Below are 22,288 nucleotides of genomic sequence, written 5' to 3'. Positions count from 1 at the left end.
GAATATTATTTTGAATCTATTCTAAATGCATATATCTGTAGTTATACCACTACTCAACGAAGAAGAATCTTTAACAGAATTACATGATTGGATTGCAAAAGTTATGCAGTCCAATCATTTTTCTTATGAAATCATTTTTATAGACGATGGCAGTACAGACGATTCATGGGAAGTTATATCACAATTATCTACAATAAATAAAGACGTAAAAGGTATTCGTTTTTTAAGGAATTTTGGTAAATCCCAGGCACTTCATGCAGGTTTTGCAAAAGCTAAAGGTAACGTTGTGATTACTATGGATGCGGATTTACAGGATAACCCTGATGAAATTCCAGAGCTTTACCATATGATTGTTAAAGATGAATACGATTTAGTTTCAGGCTGGAAAAAGAAACGTTACGATTCAGTTATTTCTAAAAATTTGCCATCCAAATTATTTAATTGGGCAGCAAGAAAAACATCTGGAGTTAAGCTTCATGATTTTAACTGCGGCCTTAAAGCCTATAATTTAGATGTTGTAAAAAACATTGATGTTAATGGCGAAATGCATCGTTATATGCCTTTGCTTTCTAAAAATGCGGGGTTTACAAAAATTGGCGAAAAAATAGTACAACATCAAGCCAGAAAATATGGAGAAACTAAATTTGGTATGAATCGATTTATACATGGTTTTTTAGATTTAATAACCATTTGGTTTTTATCGCACTTTGGTAAACGCCCCATGCACTTATTTGGAGCTTTAGGGTTTATAATGTTCGCCATTGGGTTTGCTTTTGCCACTTACCTAGGAATTGACAAATTATTTTTAAATCCCGATGGCAGACTTATTACACAACGCCCACAATTCTATATTGCACTTTCTACAATGATTATAGGAACACAGTTTTTTGTCGCTGGATTTTTAGGCGAACTCATTTTACGCAATAAAACAGACAAAAAAAGGTATTCCATTAAAGATGAATTAAATTTTAGTTAGAATATATCAAAAATGGTTTCAATTGTTTCAAAAACGTGCCTTTTTGAAAATTATTCTTTCACAATTGATTACTTTTGTAATCTACTTTATATTAAACTTATGATATACATTGAACCAAAAATTTTAGATAGAATAAACGCATGGTTAACTCCTGCTTTTGACGAAGACACTCAAACTATTATAAAAAATAGTATTGCCAACAATCCAAAAGATATTCAAGAAAGCTTTTATAAAGATTTAGAGTTTGGAACTGGTGGCATGCGCGGTATCATGGGTGTAGGCACTAATCGTATAAATAAATATACATTGGGAAAAAGCACCCAAGGTTTAAGTGATTATTTGCATAAATCGTTTCCTAACGAAACTCCAAAAGCAGTTATTGCTTACGATTGTAGACACAATAGTAAATCATTAGCAAAACTAGTTGCTGATGTGTTTTCTGCAAATGGCATTGAGGTGTTTTTATTTGAAGATTTACGTGCAACTCCTGAGTTGTCGTTCGCTGTAAAGCATTTAAACTGCCATTGTGGTATTGTTTTAACGGCGTCACATAATCCACCAGAATACAATGGGTATAAAGTATATTGGCAAGATGGCGGACAATTAGTGCCACCACATGATGATGCTGTTATTAATATGATTAATGCTTTGGAATATGCTAATATTAAATTTGAAGCAAATAATGATTTGATTCATTATATAGGAAAAGACGTTGATGATGTCTTTATTGATGCATCAGTTAGAAATGGAGATGTTGGCGCTACCCAAGCAGCAAAAGATGATTTGAATATTGTATTCACTTCGCTTCATGGAACTTCTATTACTGCGGTTCCTGAAACTTTAAAACGTGCAGGTTACAAAAATGTACATATAGTAAAAGAACAAGAAAAACCTGATGGGGATTTTCCAACGGTAGCTTCACCAAATCCAGAAGAACCAGCAGCTTTAAAAATGGCTTTAGAACTTGCAGAAAAAGAACATGCAGATATTGTAATAGGTACAGATCCTGACTGTGACAGATTAGGGGTAGCCGTGCGAAATTCTGAAGGCAAAATGCAATTACTTAATGGTAACCAAACCATGGTCATGATGGTCGCTTTTTTATTAAAAAAATGGAAATCAGAAGATAAAATTAAAGGTAAAGAATTTATTGCAACCACAATTGTTTCTACACCTATGATTAATAAACTTGCTGAATCATATAAGGTTGAAAACAAAATAGTATTAACAGGTTTTAAATGGATTGCAAAACTAATTAATGACTTCCCTCAATTAAATTTTATTGGTGGTGGTGAAGAAAGTTTCGGGTTTATGGTAGGCAATTTTGTAAGAGATAAGGATGCCGTAACCTCCACGCTACTTGCTTGTGAAATTGCAGCTATAGCTAAGTCAAATGGTAGTTCATTTTATAATGAACTTATCAAACTATATGTTGAACATGGTTGTTATAAAGAAAAATTAGTTTCGATTACTAAAAAAGGTATTGAAGGTGCAGAAGAAATTAAGCAAATGATGACTGATGCGCGTGAAAACCCATTAAAAATAGTAAATGGTTCTAAAGTTTTAAAACTTGAAGATTATGATTTATCAATATCTAAAAATATGATTACTGGTGAAGTAAGTAGCATTGATATACCAAAATCAAACGTTATTATTTATTACTTAGAAGATGGAAGTCAAGTGGCCTTAAGACCTAGCGGAACCGAACCAAAAATTAAGTTTTATGTAAGTGTGAATTCTAAATTAAATTCAGTTGAAAATTTTAAATCTATAGAAGCCGAATTAGATACTAAGGCTGAAACAATCTTAAAAGACATGAATCTCATTTAATGAAACATTCCATAAATTAGAATGATTTATCATAGATTGTTTTCTAAATTTCTGAATTAACCAATTTAAAAAATAAGTATCATTAGATGAATCATTTTCTTAACATCTTAAGGTATGCAAAGCCTTATAAACGTTATGCTGTAGGACACATTATTTCTAATGTGTTTTATGCTTTATTTGGCACACTGTCTTTTGTAGCTTTAAAGCCTATGTTGGATGTTATTTTTAAGAAAAACATGAATCCTACCGGCGAACCAATTGCATTTGTTGCACCAGTTGAGCCTATTTATTCTGGGCTAATGGAAATTGATAGTTATGCAAAAGATTTTTTGGCGTACTATATGTACCAATACACTGGTGGAGATAATGCAAAAGCGCTAATGTTTGTTGTAGGATTAATAGTTGTTATGTTTTTACTTAAAAATATTTTCGGTTATTTAGCTAACTATTTTTTAGTGTTTTTGCGTAATGGAGTTATTAAAGATATTAGAAATAATGTTTACAAAAAAACTATTGAATTACCCCTTTCATATTTATCAGAACAAAGAAAAGGTGATATTTTATCTCGAGTAACAAGTGATGTTTTAGATTTACAATATTCGTTCCTATCGGTTTTAGAACTCATAGTTAGAGAGCCTTTAACTATTCTTTTTACAATTGCGATGATGCTTTATATAAGTCCGCAACTAACATTATTTATTTTTGTTTTTATCCCAATTATGGGAATTATTATTTCAAGAATTGGTAAAAGTTTAAAACGAAAATCAGATCGCGTTCAAAAAGAACAGGGTATATTTTTATCTACTTTAGAAGAAACACTAACAGGTCTGCGCATTATAAAAGGGTTTAGTGCCGAAGATAAGTTTAACGAAAAATTTCAAGAATCTACCTCTCGCTTTTATCACTTTTCAAACAAGTTACTCAATCGTCAAAATTTAGCAGCTCCAAGTAGTGAGTTTTTAGGAATTTGCATGATAGCAGTTATCTTATGGTATGGAGGGAATCTCGTACTTAACGAACATTCAAATTCATTATTAGACGGTAGTACTTTTCTTGTATTCATGGGCTTATCCTATAATATATTAACGCCTGCAAAAGCAATTTCGCGAGGCTTATATAACATAAAAAAAGGAGGAGCTGCTGCAGAACGAATACAAGAAATTATAGATACACCAAACCCATTAAAGGATAAAGAAAACGCAATTATAAAGGATAGTTTTGATTCTGAAATTGAATTTAAAAATATTTCATTTAAATACCAAGATGAGTATGTTTTAAAAGACTTTTCATTAATCATCCCTAAAGGAAAAACAGTCGCGTTTGTTGGTCAATCTGGTAGTGGTAAATCTACTATTGCCAATCTTATCACTAGATTTTATGATGTAAATAAAGGCAGTATTTTAATTGATGGTTTAGATATAAAAGATTTATCTACAAACTCATTGCGCCAACAACTTGGTATTGTTACACAGGATGCCATTCTATTTAACGACAGCATTAAAAACAATTTAAAACTAGGAAATGACGATGCAACAGATGAAGATATCATTGAAGCACTAAAAATTGCAAATGCCTGGGAGTTTGTTAAAGATCTCCCCGAACAGATAAACACCAATATAGGAGATGCTGGCGGCAAACTTTCTGGTGGGCAAAAACAACGTTTAAGTATTGCGCGCGCCGTTCTTAAAAGTCCGCCTATTATGGTTTTAGATGAAGCAACCTCAGCATTGGATACTGAAAGCGAACGTCTCGTACAAATAGCTTTAGAGAACATGATGAAAAATAGAACCTCCATTGTAATTGCCCATAGGCTTTCTACCATTCAAAACGCAGATATAATTGTAGTGCTAAATAAAGGAGAAATTGTAGAACAAGGAAAACATGACGAACTTATTGCTAAAAAAGGAGTGTATCAAAAATTAGTAGACATGCAAAGCTTTGAATAAGCCTATACTTATATAAATCAAAAGTGTTCGATTAAAATTTATAAGATAGTCCGTACGATAGATTGGGTATAGGCTAAAAGATTTTTTGAGATATGCCCCTTACTTTTACAACAAGTAAAAAAAAAAGCTTTCTGAAATGACAAATCTATTGTAAATTGATTGTCAATGAGTTAAAATCAAGTCTTGATTCTATATTCTATCAGCGCAGCGGTCTTGATTCTTTTATCGGACAATAATGTATAAATATAAAAAAAGGATAGAGATTTGGGGGCTTCTATCCTTTTTCTGGTTTTGTTAGACTTGGGGAAGACTAACAACATAAGTAGGTTTCTGATACAAACATAAAACATAAAAGCTTATCCTACAAGAAAAAATACACTTAATCGTGTTTAAATTACACTTCATCGATGTTTTATAATATTAACAACTGATTTTCAGAGTCATAGCTGTAATCTGAAAACTTAAAAAAATTCACGTTAAACTTTTAGTATATTTATTAGTCTAAAGACTAAACAATTGTTTTTGATCGAAGAAGCACAACTATTAGAACAATTAAAATCAGAAAACCATAAAGACCAAGCCTTTAAAGTGCTACTAGAACTTTACAAGGAGCGCTTATATTGGCATATTCGTAATATTGTAAAGTCTCATGACGATGCAGATGATGTACTTCAGAATACATTTATAAAGATTTTTAAAAACATAGATAACTTTAAAGGTGACAGCAAATTATTTTCTTGGATGTACAGGATTGGTACAAATGAATCAATAACATTCGTAAACAAAAAAGCAAAACGATTGCAAGTTAGTAATGAAGATATCCAACAACTTGCTATAAACAATCTTCAATCTGATGTTTATTTTGAAGGAAATGCTATTCAATTAAAATTACAAAGCGCCATTGCTACATTACCTAAAAAACAACAATTGGTTTTTAATATGAAATATTTTGAAGATTTAAAATATAAAGAGATGTCTGAAATACTTGAAACAAGTGAAGGCGCACTAAAAGCATCATACCATATAGCGTCAAAAAAGATTGAAGCCTATTTAACTGATAATTAAACCTTTCAGCTTGATCCTAGTCAAATAAGCAGTAACAAAAATTAAATGAAGTACAAAAAACTACATAATATTAACTCTGCAGGTTTTAAAACACCTCATGATTATTTTGAATCTTTTGATGAAAAAATTATAAGTAAATTAAATGCTAAAAGTAAATTAGAGTCAATTAAAGAAACTGGCTTTAAAGTGCCTGATGATTACTTTGAGTCTTTTAACGATAGTATTTTTGAAAAGAATTTAGGTGAAAAAGAATCAAAAGTAATTCAGCTATTTAGTATAAGAAACTTAATTTATGTTTCAAGTATTGCAGCTGCAATTCTATTATTGTTTAATCTTTCAATTTTTGAGATTAAGCCAACTTTTGATAATTTAGAAACTGAAACCGTTGAAAATTATATTATAGATGAAAATATAAGTTCTTATGAAATTGCAGCATTATTAAGTGATGAGCATATTGATGAAGCATTTATAATTGACTATTTTGTTAACGACGATAACATTGAAGAATATCTATTTGATAACGCAGACATTGAAGCCTTAATGATAGAATAAAACATTTAATAAAATGAAAAAAATACTCCCCTTCATACTCTTGTTGTTTATGTCATTAAACATAACAGCACAACACAAAAACGGTGAACGTATAAAAGCATTAAAGGTATCTGTAATTACCGAAAAGCTTGACCTATCTGAAAAGGAAGCACAACAATTCTGGCCTATTTACAATGCGCATGAAAAAGAGACTTCTGCAATTAGATTTAAAGAGGTTAAAGCCATTAGACAAGAAATAAGAGAGAACATTGACACTATGACTGATGAAAAGGCCAACGAGCTTTTAATAAGACTCAGTGAGGCTGAAAATAAAATGCATGAATTGCGTATGGAATTTGCCAATAACCTTTCTGGTATTTTATCTCCAAAAAAAATAATTCTTCTAAAAATAGCTGAAGATGATTTTAAAAAGAAAATGTTTGAAGAATTTAAAAAAAGAAAAAGAGAGAGAGATTAATTCCTTACTTTTTTATTCCTTAAAAGTCAATTTAGAAATCTTTCCCGCACCAGCAGCATAAGCAACAGAATCATTTAGAAAACGAATGCTATAAAACCCTTCATCACTTAATTGTTTCCATGTACTTCCAGAATCATTGCTATAGTCTATACCTTTAAAACCGACAGCTACCAACTCCATCCCATTCCTGTTTGGAATATATTGCACACAACTTCTGTACCCAGGATTTTTATTTTGTGCAACTAACTCCCAAGTTTTTCCACCATCATTTGTTCTAATTTTATTAGCTGAGTTATCATCTGGTTTAGTATAGTCACCGCCAACAGCGAATCCATTTAATTCATCATAAAAATCTATTGAATAAATCCCTTCCGTATCTTTCTCTTTAACTATTGGTGTCATAAATATTTTCCAAGTTTTTCCTTTATCTGGCGAATAATAAACGCGTCCTGCGGTAGTGGCCACCCAAGTGTTATCACCAATAATAGCAATATTGGTATCGCTTGCAGCAAAAGCACCTTCATGCTCTAGTCCTATGGGTAAAACATCACATGATAATTTGTTCCAGGTATTTCCACCATCACGAGTAATTATAATAGACAAGCAGCCATTTGTACTATCGCCTATTGCAATACCTTCTTGTTCGTTCCAAAAGTTCATAGAATCATAAAAAACACCTTTGCCTTCTTCTTTATAAACCAATTCCATGTTGCCGCTATCACCCGTTTTATATAACAATGCCGGATTATCTATGCTTAGAATGAAAAAATCTAACGCTGTATGAGCTACAGATCTAAAATGTAAATTTAAAGTATCATGCTTTTGAATAGATGTTTTCCATGATTGTGTTTTATCATTAAACAACCCAAAAACACCCTTATTTGAAGCAAAGACTAAACTTTTATCATTCAATAAATCAATTGCTCTAACACTTAACAAAGAATCTTTCATCAAAGTTTCCATCTCAACTTTAGAAAAATCTCTATGTTTAAACGTCTTCTTATTTTCACAGGAAAACAACAAACCAATTGATAAAATTATTAAACTAAATTGTTTCATAAATACGAGTTTTCAAGAAAGATAAGTCTATTCATTCAAATAATAAAAACATTCGTGAATTCGTGTCATTTAACGTAACTTTGCACCCTTATTTAAACAACATGCGATTACACAGAAATTTATGCTTTGCAGTTATTGATGGTTTAACCCTAATTTTTAACGAAGGAAAGTATGCCGATAAAGTTATTCAACAACTATTAAAACGTGATAAACGTTGGGGAGCACGAGACAGAGGTTTTGTTGCAGAAACCACTTATGACATGGTTCGTTGGAAACGTTTGTATGCTGAAATTGCTGAAGTCAAGGAACCATTTGATCGTGACAACTTGTGGCGTATGTTTGCCGTTTGGGCCACTTTAAAAGGAATAAAATTACCCGATTGGAAATATTTTGAAGGCACCCCTTTACGAAAAATTAAAGGACGCTATGACGAACTTTCAAAAACGAGAAGATTGAAAGAATCTATTCCAGATTGGATGGATGAAATAGGAAGAAAAGAATTAGGCGATGCTATTTGGAGCAAAGAAATTGCAGCACTAAATCAACAAGCCGATGTTATTTTGAGAGTAAACACTCTTAAAACAACCAAAGAAAAATTACAAACTACTTTATTTGATTTAGATTTAGAAACCGACTTTGTAGATAATCACCCTAGTGCGCTAAAATTAAGAGAGCGTGCTAATGTATTTTCTACAGAGGCTTTTAAAAATGGCCATTTTGAAGTTCAAGATGCTAATTCTCAATTAGTAGCAGAGTATTTAAATGTAAAACCTGGCATGCGTGTTGTTGATGCTTGTGCAGGTGCAGGTGGAAAAACATTGCATTTAGCCGCTTTAATGGAAAATAAAGGGCAAATTATTGCTATGGATATTTATAGTAATAAATTGAATGAATTAAAACGACGTGCAAAACGAAATGGTGCTCATAATATTGAAAACCGTGTTATTGAATCTTCTAAAGCCATTAAAAAATTATACGATAAAGCCGACCGAGTTTTAATTGATGCGCCATGTTCCGGACTTGGTGTATTGCGACGAAACCCAGATGCTAAATGGAAACTTCAACCTGAGTTTATTGATAAAATCAAGAAAACACAGCAGGAGATTTTACAACAATATTCTAGAATGGTTAAAGTTGGCGGGCAACTTGTGTATGCAACCTGTTCGGTATTGCCTTCGGAAAACCAAGAACAAGTGGCTACCTTTTTAAAATCGGAATCCGGAGAAAACTTTACGTTGGTTAAGGATAATAAAGTCTTGTCTCATAAATCTGGTTTTGATGGGTTTTATATGGCGCTATTGGAAAGGAACGTATAGTGTCCGTGTGAGCTTTTTTTAATCATAAAAAAAATAAAAATCTAAAGTGATTTGATTCTTGTATAAACTCAGAATCACGTCACTTTTTTTTATGTTCAAAACCCCAGAATAACTCGCAATTTCCCTATTACATTTTTGCCGAAAATTCCACTAAAAAGAAGTGAATTTACATTTTCTTTAAATAGTGTCCGATTAAAATTTGTAAGATAGTCCGAACGATAGATTGGGTATAGGCTAAAAGATTTTTTTGAGATATGCCCCTTACTTTTACAACAAGTAAAAAATCAAAAGCTTTCTGAAATGATAAATCCATTATAGATTGATTATCAATGAGTTAAAATCAATTCTTGATTCTATATTCTATCAGCGCAGCGGTCTTTATTCTTTTATCGAACAATAATAATTTTATTTAAATAAACACAAATCAAGCCCTAATGATTCATTCCTTTGAAAACATAATTAGCACCATATGGACTGTTCAAACAACAAAATAATTCTAACCTGGTTCTTTTTCAGAGCCACTTTCAATTTTAATTAAACCTCTAAAGGCATCATTAACTGTATTTCCTTCGTAAAGGACTTTATATACTTCCCTAGATATTGGCATATCAACATTATAGTCTTTAGCTAATTCCATAACCACCTTTGCGGTTTTTACCCCTTCGGCAACTTCATTCATCTCTTCTATTATTTGCTCTAAACTTTTTCCTTGTCCTATTTGAAAACCAACATGATGATTTCTACTTTTAGAACTCGAGCAAGTTGCCACTAAATCTCCCATTCCTGCAAGTCCAGAAAACGTTCTACGTCGTCCTCCCATTGCAGTTCCTAATCTGGTTAATTCAGATAACCCTCTGGTTATTAATGCAGCTCTTGTATTATCTCCTGCATTAGCACCATCTCCCATTCCTGTGGCAATTGCCATAATATTTTTTAAAGCACCTCCAAGTTCGCAACCAATAACATCATTGTTGGTATACACCCTAAACAATCCTGTACTAAATACTTGTTGCAATTGCTTTGCAATGGTTTTATCTACCATAGCAATTACGGCCGCTGCTGCTTGACCAGAATGTATTTCTTTAGCTAAGTTTGGACCCGTTAAAACGCCAGCTGGATGACCAGGTAGTTCTTCTTCAATAATTTGGGTCATCCGCATTTTGGTATCCAACTCTAAGCCTTTAGATAAACTAACGATTGGTATCCAAGGTCTAATATGTGGTTTTGCGATGCGTAAAACTTCCCTGAAATGTTGCGAAGGGATTCCCATCACAATCACATCTGCACTACTAATTGTTTCTTCTATAGAACTTGATGCTTTTAAGTTCTTGTTTAATTTAGCTCCGGGTAAATATTTTGAATTTGTATGTGCTTCATTTATTTCTCGAACGGCATTTTCATTTCTTGCCCACAAAATAGTATTACTATTTTTAGCCGTTAATGAGGCAACAGTTGTTCCCCAAGATCCACCACCCAGTATTCCAACGTTTAGTTTTGTTTGCATGATTTTATTGTTTTTAAAGGTCACATGTTACATCTATATAATCATTTTCTTGAGACTTAAAATTTAGTTATAGATGTTTCATGCGTTTAATTTTCTAATTCGTTTAAGTATAAATTCCGAACCTCTTCAATATGTTTATTGATATTTTTTAATTTCCAAAGTGATGTATCAACAGGGTCTAAAACAACCACTTCTATATGGGTTGGCTTAAACATACTTGTTCCCTTTGGCATAGCCATGTATGCATTTTTTATCACTATTGGAATAATTGGAACTCCTGCTTGTAGTGCTAAGTGAAAAGCACCTTTTTTAAACGGCCCTAAAGCTTTACTTCCACTTCTAGTTCCTTCTGGTGCGATAGCTACTGAAACACCATTTTTTAAGGCGTCAACAGCAGGCTTCATAGCTTCTATAGCTTTGGCTTTATTAGAGCGATCTATATAAATAGCTCCTAAGGCTGTAAAAATTGGACCGAATGGAGTTCGCTCTAATTCCTTTTTGGCAACACCTGTAAAATCATGACGAATTAATTTCATTACAATAAAGAAATCTGCTGCACTTTGATGGTTAAAACAAAAAACCGCTGGTCTAATTTCTTCTAAATTATGTTTCCCTTTTACAGCAATTTCTAAACCTGCCATTTTAGAACCTAAATCTCCAATACTTGAAAACGTAGTATTTGCAGCTTCTTGTCTAGACAATGTCATTGCACCTTTTACTAAGCCTTTAAAAGCAGAGGGATAAATGCTGGCAGCAGCCAACGCAGTTCTAAACCCATTAACCATTGGTTTTTCAACAGGATGTTCAAATCTTAAAATAGGCCAGTTATTTTCGAATGCAACTTGAGATAATTTTTGATCAGGATTAGTAGCTACTGGTTTTCCAACAATTTTCAATAAAGGATAATCCTGAATACTGTCTGTATAAAAGTAACTTTTAGATAAGTCGATATCATTCTTTTTAGCAAATTTCCGAGCTGCTCTTGCTTTGCCTTCTCCCCAACACATTTCGGAAACACGACCCGTAAATTTACCGTTACGCAATTCCATTTCTGTGGCATATATATCTTTAATCCCTAATGCTTTAGCGATAGGCTCAATTTGATAAGTTGTTGCTGCTGATATAATCACAACTTTATGCCCTTTTTCTATATGCTTCTCAATTAATTCACGAGATTCTGGGTAAATGGTTTCTTCCAAATAATCTGTAAAAACTTGTACGCCCAATTCTGTAAATGCTGATTCGGCTATACCTTTTACTCCTAGCGCTGCAATTTTGGTAAGCACTTCAAAATCTCTATTTCCAGCTGCAAATATTAAAGCTGTTGCAAATTGTGTTAGATATTCCTTTGGTGTTGTTTTACCACTTAACAAACGTGTTGTCATGAATTTTTTTGCAGAAAAATCATTGATTAACGTTTTATCCATATCAAAAAATGCCGTAATATGTGGTCCTTCTTCTACAGCTTCATCATGGTGAACTTCATCATTACCAGAATCTGGAACAACGATGTGTTCAGAAGACTGTGCTGTCAAGTCTTTTTTGTCGAGAAGATTTTCGATTTGTTTTAAATAAAATAGACGTTCTGATAAATCATCTAACTGATTTTTCCAGTGCTCTAATCCATCATAATCCAATTTTCTTTCAACTGGAATTAAATGAGCATTTTTAGCAAAACGAAGTGCATTAATTAAAAATGGTTTAGACACACTATCTAAGCGCGTTATTTCAGACTGCCAATGCAACTCCTTTCCTTTAAACATAGCTAATTCGATGAATTCATCGTCAGTAAATTCATCATCAACATCCCAACTATTAAGTGTATGACAAACGACTTTATCTGCCTCTAAGTAAGATAACAAAATAGTTCTTGACACAAATAAATCTTGTTTCTTAAACAAGGCCGAAATATCTCCTTTAGGATCTGCAACAACAGCTCTCCAATTTTGATCAAATCGCAATAATTCTGCTTCAATTTCGCTACTGAATTTTGGTTTATTTGTATAGAAAAATTCAAATTTAAATAAATTACGAAGCCTCATAATTTCCTCCCAGAAATGAGTAATTCGGTTCGCAGATGTATCGTCTTTTATTTTCACCAAAGCCATCTCAATAAAGGCTTGATGGTATAAATGGCCAGAAGCCATATTGGCATAATAAGTTGCTGGTAAATACTCTGTAGCAACCAAACTATATTGTGCACGTTGTCCTGCTCTACTTTTCTGAATTATTCTGGCGCCTTGTAATAAATTTAAAGCCGTTTGAATGGTAACACCAATCTTGTTACCTCTATCTATAAGGACATCTTCTTGTTTTTGACCAATGTAAGTCATTAACTTATTGACCTTAAATTCAATTTCTTTTTTAGTTAAAGCAAAATCATTAAGCAACGTATGACAAACCAACGACACTGCAGTAACTGGCGTAATGGCATTGGCTTTATGAATGAGTTCAAAAGCAAAACGTGGCAAGGTGTTTATATCTGCATAGCTATCTTCTTCCATATCTGGAATGATGGCTTGCTGATGCTCTTCAATCTCAACGGGTTCTCCAAAACGAATAGCTGCACGCCCGTAATCATTTCCGAGTTTTTTAATATAATTAACAGCCTCTTTTACATTTTCTGCTTTTTTTGCTTGTCCTTTACCTTCTTCAGTCATTTCCTTAACATCTGGAATCAGGTCATAAACAATAGAAACTGGCACATACTTTATAGCTCTTGCACTCTGTATCTCACCTTCCTTTATATATTTTAAAATCCCCATTTTGGGGTAGATAATTTTTCCGGTTCTAGAACGCGTACCTTCAATATTCCAGGTTAAATGATCGCCTTTATCAATTAACGTAGAAATATAATGACGTAAAGCTGCTTTATAGATTAAATCATCTTTAAAGCTGCGACGTATAAATATGAAACCTGCATTATTTCCTAATTGTTTCAATCCTGGAAATGCTAAATTACTTCCGCCAAAGGAATATGGAATTGGCATTCCGTATCTTGCTAATGTTGAGATTAAAACTAACGTATCGAGATATGTTTTATGTGTCATGATAAACGCTACAGAGTTTTTCTGCATGAGTTTCATGAGCTTTTTTATGCCTTTTGGATCGACATCTATTTTATCATTATAAGCTCTGGAAAGTATATAATCAAATCCCTTTACTGACACTAATTTTGTCATGGGGTGTTGCTGTGTATATAACTCCTTTATACAATTTGCACCTTGCTTTTTTACATCTTTAAGATCTAAACCTTGCTCTAATGCGATTTGCTTTAAAGCTTCCTGAAATTTATGATGCTCAATAATATGATCCATACCTTATTACTTTACAATTGCCGCAATTGATTTTTTAGTTTTAAATGCTTTAAGTGCTTTAGTCCAAAATTTAGGATACAGAAACCTTTCATAATTTGAGCCCACATTTCGTAATTTCTTGCCTTGTATATTTGCACTAAGCATATTTGCTGTAACTAATAATACACTCACATTGGCTCCCATACCTGAATGACTTCCATATACTTCAATATTTTTTATATCCTTTCTAGAAGTTTCTGCTTCTATACAGTGTTTCCAAGGCACTAAGCCATCGGTTTTAGTAAAAATACAGGTCACAGGTACTTCTGGAATTGGTTCTAGCTCAGCTAAAAACCGTTCGTTTCTTTCCTTTAATGATTTTCCTCTAAAAAATTCTAATACACCATACACTGGTGTTTTCATATCCATTACTCCCCAAATTGGAGAACCAATCGTTAAAATTTGTTCTACTTGATCTGGATGCCGATTAGCCATAATTTTTGCAAATATACCACCACCACTCCAGCCAACGATACTTACTTTTTCCTTATGCTCTTGGAAAATATCATGTATTTTTTCTTCTAATCTTGGGATATAATGCGACTTAACCATATTAAATCCTAAGTCCCATTTATAGGTTTTAAAACCTAAAGATTTTAAATATTTTCTAACAAAGGTTGTTGAATTATCATCACCTAAATAAGGTGGAATTAACAATACAGGTTTCCCGTTACCTTTAATATGTTTTGGAATAAATGGATATAAACAGTAAATCGAAGACCATTCTAACAAGGATCTTGTTTCCATTATCATATTAAATAATGGAGGTTGCGGTATTTTTTTATTAATTAGAGTAATATTCATTTTAAATCTATTTACTATAGAATTAGTGTATTTACATTCCTCTATACTATGTCCTTCGGAAATTGACGCAGCGATTTGTTTTAAAATATTTTCTAACGTTATATAATTACGACTCGAACCTAATTCATCACAAACTAAAATAGTTTCTGCAAGTAGCTGCTCAATAATCTCATGCTCATCTTCATCAATATCATTAATCAATATTTTAATATCATCTTCAAAGCGTAGCCCCTTAATTTGTTCAATAACAAGTTCTTTAGCGTCTTTTAATGCTATGCCATTTAAAACTCCTAAAGCTACTGCTAAGCGCGAAAAAATTCGATATAAAATTTGGGTTTCTTCCATTCTTTATTTTTAGTCTTACATGCGTGTTTTTAGCCAATCCAGCAATTCTTGTTTTACTTCTTCAGCGTTAGTTTCGTTTAACATTTCGTGTCTTCCACCTTCGTATAAATTAAAGGTTAAATCACTCATTCCATGACGCTCGTATTGTTTTACAACGCGTATTACACCTTTGCCCATTTCACCGACTGGATCTTTATCTCCAGAAAATATAAGCATTGGCAAATTTTTTGGTGTAGCGTTAAAGGCTTCAGGTTTATTTAGTTTTTTTGAATTTTTGATGATATCTAAAAATACACCAAGTGAAAAATATTCGATACGATAAGGATCTTTAGCAAATAAATCGACTTGCTTATCATCACTACTAATCCAATCTAATTTTGTTCTATTTGGCTTAAATTTTTTATTGAATTCACCAAAAAAGAAGGATTTTAAAAATTCATTTCCTCGTGCTCTTCCTCTAAATGTTGCAATAACTGATGCTGTTACAAGTCCAATACTTCCTAGTCCTTTAATAAAACTTGCTGTTCCAGATAAAATTAAAGCATCTAATTCTGTACTATATTTGGTAACGTATTTTCGACTTAAAAGCGAGCCCATACTATGCCCAAATAATATAAATTTTGACTGAGGATGCTCAGATCTCATAAGCTCTGATAACATATGCATGTCTTCCACGCAATCTTCAAAATACGCCTTGCCATTATAATAGCCGAACATGCGTTTTAATTCAGCGGTTTTACCATGTGCTCTATGATCATTCGCATAAACGGAATATCCTTCTTCTTGTAAACGATGCGCTATATCATCATATCTACCTGCATGTTCACCTAAGCCGTGAGCTATTTGTATAACACCTTTAAAAGGTACTTCTGGACTTGCTACCCATTTATAATAGCAAAAGGATTCTCCGTCTGTAGATTTTAATATATCTGTTTTATAATGCATGGATTAGCGTTCTAAAAATGCAGTAAGTAACTTCAGTAATTTTGCTTTACTTGCTGCAGTTCCTGTTATTTTGATTCGTCCTTGAATTTTCAACTCCTCCAAAAGCAATTTACCTTTATACAAAGCAAATAAGTTTTCATCTTCAATTTCAACTAATACTTTTGGATCTAAATTCTTTTTTTTCTTGATGACTGCTGCTGCCTTAGTAAGATCCAGCTCCCAACCATCTGTAGTATCTCCTAAATCCACTTGAATTTGATATAATCCTTTGTGTGTTTTCACTTGCTTTGGATTATCTTTTAAATACTTTTTTAAAGTTCTGAAAAACGGTGTGCTTTTGCTTTTTACTTGTTTTGTCGATTCATTGGCTAATTTACCTTTTCCTAAATTTTTAATTTGCTCTTCCAATTCATTTGCAGATTCTCTAATATATTTTGAAAACACATCTGCATCAGGCATTGTTTTAGCGTCTGAAGTTGTTGTAATACTCACTAGTCCATTATAGCTAAATGCAGCTATAATTAATCCAAAACCATCTACAACTGGTGTTAAACCAAAAATTGAAACCACTTTATGGCCATTTAAATAAAGCAAGCCTCTTGGTCCTGGAACATTAGTAATCGTGACATTAAATGGTGGTCTGTGTAAATCTTTAATATTGTATTTACTATACAAGCCTGCAGCTAAATTTGCCACACCAAAAGGTACTACATCGGCCATTTTAGCTAAGGCTTTTGCTCCCATAATATTGTGACTAGATTTCCCTAACATAGTTTGTTCTTGGATATACTCTAAACGCTCCAAAGGATCTTCAATATGAGTTGCTAATTGAATCATCATATTAGCAATCTGGTTATCCATTTTTGTGCTATTCTCTGCTCTTATCGATATCGGTACATTAGCCACCAATGGATGTATTGGTAATTTTTCTTTTTCAATTAAATAACGTCGTATTGCACCTGCGCAAATAGCCAAAATCACATCGTTAATACTTCCACCCATTGTTTTTCTCAGCGCACTTACACGCTCAAAAGACAACAAGGCTGTTCCCCAAGTTCTTTTTGCCGAAATTGAACCATTGAAAATAGTTATTGGAACCGGGAATTTTGTTGAGCTAAATTCCCTTTGAATACTTAGTTTTTTGGCTGCTTTACTTTTAATAAAACTAAACGTTGACTCTGCAACTATTTTTGGAATTCTAAATGGATTTTTCAAAAACTGATAACCACTTTTTAATAATAAGCTAATGTCATCTGGTAAAGGTTCTGGACTAAATGGTTTTGGCTTAGACCGTTTTTTTTGCTTTCCCTTTTCATCACTATCATATAAAACACCCATTAAGCCTACACCAGAACTACCGTCAATCATAACATGATGGACTTTAGTAACAATAGCAACTGAACCTTTTGGTACTTGGGCAATCTCGTCAATGCCTTCAATAAAATGAATTGACCATAATGATCTTCGTAAATCTAATGGTGCACTAAACAATTTAGATGTAAGATATCTCAAAGTTTTCCAATTTGAAGGGTCTGGTAATCTTATACGATTTAAATGTAAGTCTATATCAAAATTTGGATCATCTACCCAATACGGATAATCCAAATTCATTGGCACATTAAGTAACCGTTGTCTGAATTTGGGGATTAAATGCAATTTAGATGCAATAATTTCTTTAAAGTCTTCATATTTTAATGAACCTTCAACAATATTCAACGTTGCGATATGCATCGGACTTGTAGGCGACTCTGCATACAAAAATGCAGCGTCAGAACCTGAAATCTGCTGGATTGAAGAATCGAATGCATCTTGCATAATGTCCTTCAAATCAATTTTTTTAGCCATTAATTATTCGTTTTAGATTGTACTTTAAAACTCCTTTGTTTGCTTGTTTATTTTGAAAGTATAAACTTCACAATTACAAGTCGCTTTATGGTTCTTGCAAGATACGCTTTTTTCACATATACTATGCACGCATAGTATTTAAAAATGATAGCGAATTGTGCATAAAATCAATTACAACTTCATAGCGACTTGAAATTCTCTATTTTAATATTTTTCGCTTTTAAATCGAACATTAAATTAAACAGGCCGAAAAAAGTTCTATTCATGTAAATAAAATGTCGAGAGCCTCTATTAGCATTCATGTTTCTTGTTCTTGTATCTTTAAAATAACGTTCACCTATAGCAGCAATTTTATCGAAGAAATTTGGATCTGAAAAATCAAAAGTCTCTTCCCTAAATGGCTGTGTAAAAAAGCTTAAAACATCGTGAAACATATTAGTAAAAAAATCTACTTCTTCTTTCGTATCCTCTTTTCTTAAAATTTCTAATTCTAATAATTTGTTATTAAATAATTTAGAATCCTCTAAAATATCTTTATTAAATAACTCAAAATAAGGTTTATAAAACGCTTCGGGTATTGTTTTCATACATCCAAAATCTATGGCTATTAATTTCTTTTCTTCCGAAACTAGAAAATTTCCAGGATGTGGGTCTGCATGTACTTTTTTTAGGATGTGCATTTGATACAAATAAAAATCCCACAAAGCTTGACCCAATGTATTTGCCAAATCTTGATTGGTATTTATTTTTGTGAATTCAGAAAGATGAATTCCTTCCATCCAATCCATAGTTATAATTTGCTGTGAAGACCACTCTTTATAATACTTTGGGAATTTTAAATTTGGAATATGGCTGCAAGCAGCAACAACTTCTAGACTTTGTTCAATCTCTAACAAATAATTGGTTTCTTCTAACAACTTCCCTTCAACCTCTTTAAAATACACATCAGAATGTTCTCCCTTAATATTAAACATTTTCATTGCTATGGGTTTCACCATTGCCAAATCTGATAAAATACTGTCTGCAACTCCTGGGTATTGAATTTTTATTGCAAGTGAATTACCATCTTTAGAAGCACGATGTACCTGACCAATACTTGCTGCATTTTCTGCTTCAGAATTGAAATTATCAAATATCTCATTAGGAAATTTACCAAACGATTTTTTAAAGGTTTTCATTACCAATGGTGCTGATAATGGTGGAACAGAAAATTGAGAAAGCGAAAACTTATCAACATAAGCTTGAGGTAAAATATTCTTTTCCATGCTTAACATTTGTGCTAATTTTAGCGCGCTTCCTTTTAAATCTTTTAAGCTGTCATATATATCTGTAGCATTTGATTCGTCTAATCTTTCTTTGGCATCAGCTATAGGATTTACCATTTTATCACCATAGTACTTGAGGTAATTCACACCAACTTTGGCGCCAGTTTGCACAAGTTTTGAGGCCCGTTGAATTTTAGTGATTGGTATATTTTTTAGTGTTTTCATCTGTTTAAACTTATTGTTTTTTTTAGGTCACATGGAACATTCATATCAAAATTCCTTTGTGTAATAAAATGCAACGTCATGAAATTTTCATTACTTCCTACTTCTGCTATTGCACTTTTTCCTTATATAAAAACTTCGCAAAATCTATAATATTCTGAAGCGACTTGGTATCTAACAATTCCATACTTGTATTAATAGATTTTTCAATAAAAATATCTGTTTTCTCAAACGCATCAGACGTGTCATCTAGCCAAAATTTCATGGTAAATAATAATTGTATCCATGCAGATTCTCTGATCGTTTTTTTCTGAATATTTTCAATGCTATCCACGTTTAAATTCAACGTTTCCAAATTCAATTCATCTATAAAACCAATAAAACTTTGTCTTAATAATGAAAAGACCGAAAGTGCTTTTAGTTGGTTTTCAAGGCCATTTAAACTCAGTTTAATATACTCTTGATTAAGTGCCAAATTTTCAAAAAACGTATAATACAGACTCAGTAACTTATTCTTTTTACTAAAACTTTGGTATTCTGGAGTTTCCTTTAATATAAGTAATGCGTTTTTAAAAAGAACATTATAAATCGACTTTTCTACATCTTTAAATGATGCAAAATGGTCATAAAAATTAACGTCATCAAACTGATGTAGCTTAGCAAAATCTTCTACAGAGTCTGGCTTAATCTTATGCTCGACCACATAATCCATGTAAAACGTTATAATTTCTGAAGCTACAATTTTATTTTTCTTAGACATTAATCCATATTTAACCTTAAAAGTACAAAATGTACTCGGTTAAACTAAAAACTACAAAACAAAAAAAAACCAAGCTACACATAATATGCAACTTGGTTTTTACTTCCAACCAATTCTATTAATATACTTTTAACCTATGCGATAAGTTTAGTAAACCTCTTTTTACTTAGCATAACATGTTTTTTTACACCTGTTAAGGCATCAAAAACAATATCTTGCTGGGTTGCAGCCAATGATAAACTACCTTTTATCGCTTTGTTGGCAACAGTTTGCCATTGTTCTGCAACAATTATTCCTTCAGAAACTACTTCTTCAGTGGTATTAAGTGCATAACCGTTTACAGATTTTAAACTGCTTTTTGTTCTATTTAGTACTTTAATTACCAATTTCTTTGGTGTATCTAACATTGATTTTTTTGTGCTCATATTAAGTTATATTATAAGTTAAATCTAATTATTTATTTACTTCAACTTTAACCTCAGCTACTTTTGCAACAGTTTCTTTTATAACAGGACTTGCTGTTTTAGCTACAGTTGTTTTAGGTGCCGCCTTAGTTACATTAGCTTTTGTTGTAGTTGCTTTTTTAACTACTGCTTTCTTAGGTGCAGCTTTAGCTACAGTTTTAGTTGCTTTAGCCTTAGTTGCAGTTGCTTTTTTAACAACTCTTTTCTTTGGTGCTGCTTTCTTAGTTACTTTAGCTTTAGGAGTTGATTTAGCATCTTCGATTATAGCTTCACCTTTATTAATGATTTTTGAAGCTTGCCTTAACACATCTCCTTTTAAGTCATTATATTTAGCTATTCCCTTGTTTTTTAAATCTTCAGTAGCTTTTTCAGCTTTCTGAACCATTGGGTTTTCAGATACTTTTTCAGTAATATCTTCTACTATTCCTACTACTTTTTTACTAACTGGGTTATTCATTGCCATATCCTTAGCTTTCTCAACTAATTCAGCATCATACCCAACTAATTCTTTCATTTTGTCTGCACCATCTATAAATTGACCTTTTACAGTTTCAGCTGTATCAAAAATCATATTAATTTGTTGCTCTCTTACTTTCTCTGACTTCTTAATTAATTTAGAAGCTAGTTTTTGCCACTTTTCACCATTATCAATTGTTGTATTAATTGCTGATAAAGACGCATTAATTAAACTTGTGTTTACTTTTTTTGCAACATTTGGTTTGTTCCCTTTTTTTGCTGCTGTTTTTGTTTTAGTTGCCATAATATGTTGTTTTTATTTTATTAATATTTTAATTCTGGTACAAACATACAATCAGTGAGTTACAAATGAGTTACACTTTTGTATGCGCCCTATTTTTTAATTATTTAAATTTTGGTAAAAACTTTAAAGCCTTCCCTTTTACTGTTTCTAATGTATTAAATACAAAGTCTTGGTTTTTTGCTGACGCTTTTAAACCTTTCTTCACCATTTTAGAAGAAAGCCCTAAACCTTTTTCGGTTAAGTCAATAGACTTCGTTACTACTTTTTCAGTTGTGTTTAACGCTAAATCATTTGCTTTAGTTACTAATTTTAATGCTTTGTTTGCAGTAGTATCGATAATCGTTGTTTGCGCTTTTTTAGTTTTAGTTGCCATAATATTATAGTGTTTTAATGTGCTATGTATTAATTTATGGTACAAACATATAATCAAGCAGTTACAAATGAGTTGCAATTCGCTTTCAAAAAGAGATTAAAATGGAATAAAGCTTAAAGTATGAAGAATAAAACACAGCAATAACAGGTGTTTCAATAATTTAAATCATTATTGTCCGATAAAAGAACCAAGACCGCTTCGCTGATAGAATATAGAATCAAGACTTGGTTTTAACTAATTGATAATCAATTCACAATAGATTTTTCATTTCAGAAAGACTTTGATTTTTTACTTGTGGTAAAAGTAAGGGGCATATCTCAAAAAAAACTTTTAGCCTATACACAATATATCGTTCGGACTATCCTACAAATTTTAATCGGACACTATTGAATTTAAATAATAATTTGAGAGCATCGTTTATTTTGAAAAATTTTCTAGTGAATG

18 protein-coding genes are annotated in these 22,288 nt (G+C 32.1%); 7 read left to right on the top strand and 11 right to left on the bottom strand.

Going from position 1 to position 22,288, the window contains the following annotated elements:
- The first annotated feature begins 25 nt into the window (after nucleotides 1–25).
- From AAC024_RS04830 to AAC024_RS04805, 6 genes are all read left to right on the top strand, one after another.
- Complete coding sequence (locus AAC024_RS04830; protein WP_339894083.1) at nucleotides 26–976, top strand: glycosyltransferase family 2 protein; 951 nt, start codon at nucleotides 26–28, stop codon at nucleotides 974–976.
- A gap of 99 nt (nucleotides 977–1,075) precedes the next feature.
- Complete coding sequence (locus AAC024_RS04825; protein WP_339894082.1) at nucleotides 1,076–2,806, top strand: phospho-sugar mutase; 1,731 nt, start codon at nucleotides 1,076–1,078, stop codon at nucleotides 2,804–2,806.
- Nucleotides 2,807–2,892: 86 nt separating this feature from the next.
- The gene (locus AAC024_RS04820; protein WP_339894081.1) at nucleotides 2,893–4,752 is read left to right on the top strand and encodes an ABC transporter ATP-binding protein; all 1,860 of its coding nucleotides are present in this window, start codon (nucleotides 2,893–2,895) and stop codon (nucleotides 4,750–4,752) included.
- 522 nt (nucleotides 4,753–5,274) lie between these two features.
- Nucleotides 5,275–5,817, top strand: coding sequence for an RNA polymerase sigma factor (locus AAC024_RS04815; protein WP_339894080.1), 543 nt, complete (start codon nucleotides 5,275–5,277; stop codon nucleotides 5,815–5,817).
- A 45-nt stretch (nucleotides 5,818–5,862) separates the two neighbouring features.
- A complete protein-coding gene (locus tag AAC024_RS04810; RefSeq protein ID WP_339894079.1) occupies nucleotides 5,863–6,369 on the top strand; it encodes a hypothetical protein in 507 nt (168 codons plus the stop codon).
- A gap of 13 nt (nucleotides 6,370–6,382) precedes the next feature.
- The gene (locus AAC024_RS04805) at nucleotides 6,383–6,826 is read left to right on the top strand and encodes a hypothetical protein (RefSeq protein ID WP_339894078.1); all 444 of its coding nucleotides are present in this window, start codon (nucleotides 6,383–6,385) and stop codon (nucleotides 6,824–6,826) included.
- A 12-nt stretch (nucleotides 6,827–6,838) separates the two neighbouring features.
- Here the strand turns inward: AAC024_RS04805 and AAC024_RS04800 are convergent, their stop codons facing one another.
- Nucleotides 6,839–7,885, bottom strand: a complete 1,047-nt coding sequence (locus tag AAC024_RS04800; RefSeq protein ID WP_339894077.1) for an oxidoreductase — start codon at nucleotides 7,883–7,885, stop codon at nucleotides 6,839–6,841.
- A gap of 101 nt (nucleotides 7,886–7,986) precedes the next feature.
- Here AAC024_RS04800 and AAC024_RS04795 point away from each other — a divergent pair, with 101 nt between their 5' ends.
- Nucleotides 7,987–9,201 (top strand): RsmB/NOP family class I SAM-dependent RNA methyltransferase, encoded by a 1,215-nt coding sequence (locus AAC024_RS04795; RefSeq protein ID WP_339894076.1) that lies wholly within the window; start codon nucleotides 7,987–7,989, stop codon nucleotides 9,199–9,201.
- A 496-nt stretch (nucleotides 9,202–9,697) separates the two neighbouring features.
- On the opposite strand, the gene AAC024_RS04790 is transcribed toward AAC024_RS04795, so the two are convergent.
- The 10 genes from AAC024_RS04790 to AAC024_RS04745 form a co-directional block, all read right to left on the bottom strand.
- A complete protein-coding gene (locus tag AAC024_RS04790; protein WP_339894075.1) occupies nucleotides 9,698–10,705 on the bottom strand; it encodes an NAD(P)H-dependent glycerol-3-phosphate dehydrogenase in 1,008 nt (335 codons plus the stop codon).
- A gap of 86 nt (nucleotides 10,706–10,791) precedes the next feature.
- Nucleotides 10,792–14,022 (bottom strand): HAD-IB family hydrolase, encoded by a 3,231-nt coding sequence (locus AAC024_RS04785; RefSeq protein WP_339894074.1) that lies wholly within the window; start codon nucleotides 14,020–14,022, stop codon nucleotides 10,792–10,794.
- A 6-nt stretch (nucleotides 14,023–14,028) separates the two neighbouring features.
- Entirely contained in the window at nucleotides 14,029–15,210 is a 1,182-nt protein-coding gene (locus AAC024_RS04780) for an alpha/beta hydrolase (RefSeq protein WP_339894073.1), read from the bottom strand.
- A 15-nt stretch (nucleotides 15,211–15,225) separates the two neighbouring features.
- Nucleotides 15,226–16,155, bottom strand: coding sequence for a lysophospholipase (locus tag AAC024_RS04775; RefSeq protein WP_339894072.1), 930 nt, complete (start codon nucleotides 16,153–16,155; stop codon nucleotides 15,226–15,228).
- A 3-nt stretch (nucleotides 16,156–16,158) separates the two neighbouring features.
- Nucleotides 16,159–18,000 (bottom strand): wax ester/triacylglycerol synthase family O-acyltransferase, encoded by a 1,842-nt coding sequence (locus AAC024_RS04770; protein WP_339894071.1) that lies wholly within the window; start codon nucleotides 17,998–18,000, stop codon nucleotides 16,159–16,161.
- Nucleotides 18,001–18,179: 179 nt separating this feature from the next.
- Nucleotides 18,180–19,490: an AarF/UbiB family protein gene (locus AAC024_RS04765; protein WP_339894070.1), complete on the bottom strand. Its 1,311-nt coding sequence runs from the start codon at nucleotides 19,488–19,490 to the stop codon at nucleotides 18,180–18,182.
- Nucleotides 19,491–19,596: 106 nt separating this feature from the next.
- On the bottom strand, nucleotides 19,597–20,247 hold the full coding sequence (locus AAC024_RS04760; RefSeq protein WP_339894069.1) for a TetR family transcriptional regulator C-terminal domain-containing protein: 651 nt from the start codon (nucleotides 20,245–20,247) through the stop codon (nucleotides 19,597–19,599).
- Between the two features lie 134 nt (nucleotides 20,248–20,381).
- The gene (locus tag AAC024_RS04755) at nucleotides 20,382–20,672 is read right to left on the bottom strand and encodes a hypothetical protein (protein WP_339894068.1); all 291 of its coding nucleotides are present in this window, start codon (nucleotides 20,670–20,672) and stop codon (nucleotides 20,382–20,384) included.
- Nucleotides 20,673–20,700: 28 nt separating this feature from the next.
- On the bottom strand, nucleotides 20,701–21,471 hold the full coding sequence (locus AAC024_RS04750; RefSeq protein ID WP_339894067.1) for a hypothetical protein: 771 nt from the start codon (nucleotides 21,469–21,471) through the stop codon (nucleotides 20,701–20,703).
- 100 nt (nucleotides 21,472–21,571) lie between these two features.
- Nucleotides 21,572–21,844 carry a hypothetical protein gene (locus AAC024_RS04745; RefSeq protein ID WP_339894066.1) on the bottom strand — a complete coding sequence of 91 codons (273 nt, stop codon included), beginning with the start codon at nucleotides 21,842–21,844 and terminating at the stop codon, nucleotides 21,572–21,574.
- Between the last annotated feature and the right edge of the window lie 444 nt (nucleotides 21,845–22,288).

Source organism: uncultured Algibacter sp. (assembly GCF_963976535.1).
Taxonomy (GTDB): Bacteria; Bacteroidota; Bacteroidia; order Flavobacteriales; family Flavobacteriaceae; genus Algibacter_B.
Note: the sequence above shows the minus strand (reverse complement) of the source record. Positions and strands in the feature narration are given on the sequence as shown.

What these genes read in the sequence shown, in the direction of transcription:
- AAC024_RS04820 (WP_339894081.1), top strand. Translation starts at nt 2,893, where the DNA reads ATGAATCATTTTCTTAACATCTTAAGGTATGCAAAGCCTTATAAACGT.
- AAC024_RS04830 (WP_339894083.1), top strand. Translation starts at nt 26, where the DNA reads ATGCATATATCTGTAGTTATACCACTACTCAACGAAGAAGAATCTTTA.
- AAC024_RS04800 (WP_339894077.1), bottom strand. Translation starts at nt 7,885, where the DNA reads ATGAAACAATTTAGTTTAATAATTTTATCAATTGGTTTGTTGTTTTCC.
- AAC024_RS04780 (WP_339894073.1), bottom strand. Translation starts at nt 15,210, where the DNA reads ATGGAAGAAACCCAAATTTTATATCGAATTTTTTCGCGCTTAGCAGTA.
- AAC024_RS04750 (WP_339894067.1), bottom strand. Translation starts at nt 21,471, where the DNA reads ATGGCAACTAAAACAAAAACAGCAGCAAAAAAAGGGAACAAACCAAAT.
- AAC024_RS04785 (WP_339894074.1), bottom strand. Translation starts at nt 14,022, where the DNA reads ATGGATCATATTATTGAGCATCATAAATTTCAGGAAGCTTTAAAGCAA.
- AAC024_RS04795 (WP_339894076.1), top strand. Translation starts at nt 7,987, where the DNA reads ATGCGATTACACAGAAATTTATGCTTTGCAGTTATTGATGGTTTAACC.
- AAC024_RS04825 (WP_339894082.1), top strand. Translation starts at nt 1,076, where the DNA reads ATGATATACATTGAACCAAAAATTTTAGATAGAATAAACGCATGGTTA.
- AAC024_RS04745 (WP_339894066.1), bottom strand. Translation starts at nt 21,844, where the DNA reads ATGGCAACTAAAACTAAAAAAGCGCAAACAACGATTATCGATACTACT.
- AAC024_RS04790 (WP_339894075.1), bottom strand. Translation starts at nt 10,705, where the DNA reads ATGCAAACAAAACTAAACGTTGGAATACTGGGTGGTGGATCTTGGGGA.
- AAC024_RS04810 (WP_339894079.1), top strand. Translation starts at nt 5,863, where the DNA reads ATGAAGTACAAAAAACTACATAATATTAACTCTGCAGGTTTTAAAACA.
- AAC024_RS04770 (WP_339894071.1), bottom strand. Translation starts at nt 18,000, where the DNA reads ATGGCTAAAAAAATTGATTTGAAGGACATTATGCAAGATGCATTCGAT.
- AAC024_RS04805 (WP_339894078.1), top strand. Translation starts at nt 6,383, where the DNA reads ATGAAAAAAATACTCCCCTTCATACTCTTGTTGTTTATGTCATTAAAC.
- AAC024_RS04760 (WP_339894069.1), bottom strand. Translation starts at nt 20,247, where the DNA reads ATGTCTAAGAAAAATAAAATTGTAGCTTCAGAAATTATAACGTTTTAC.
- AAC024_RS04755 (WP_339894068.1), bottom strand. Translation starts at nt 20,672, where the DNA reads ATGAGCACAAAAAAATCAATGTTAGATACACCAAAGAAATTGGTAATT.
- AAC024_RS04765 (WP_339894070.1), bottom strand. Translation starts at nt 19,490, where the DNA reads ATGAAAACACTAAAAAATATACCAATCACTAAAATTCAACGGGCCTCA.
- AAC024_RS04775 (WP_339894072.1), bottom strand. Translation starts at nt 16,155, where the DNA reads ATGCATTATAAAACAGATATATTAAAATCTACAGACGGAGAATCCTTT.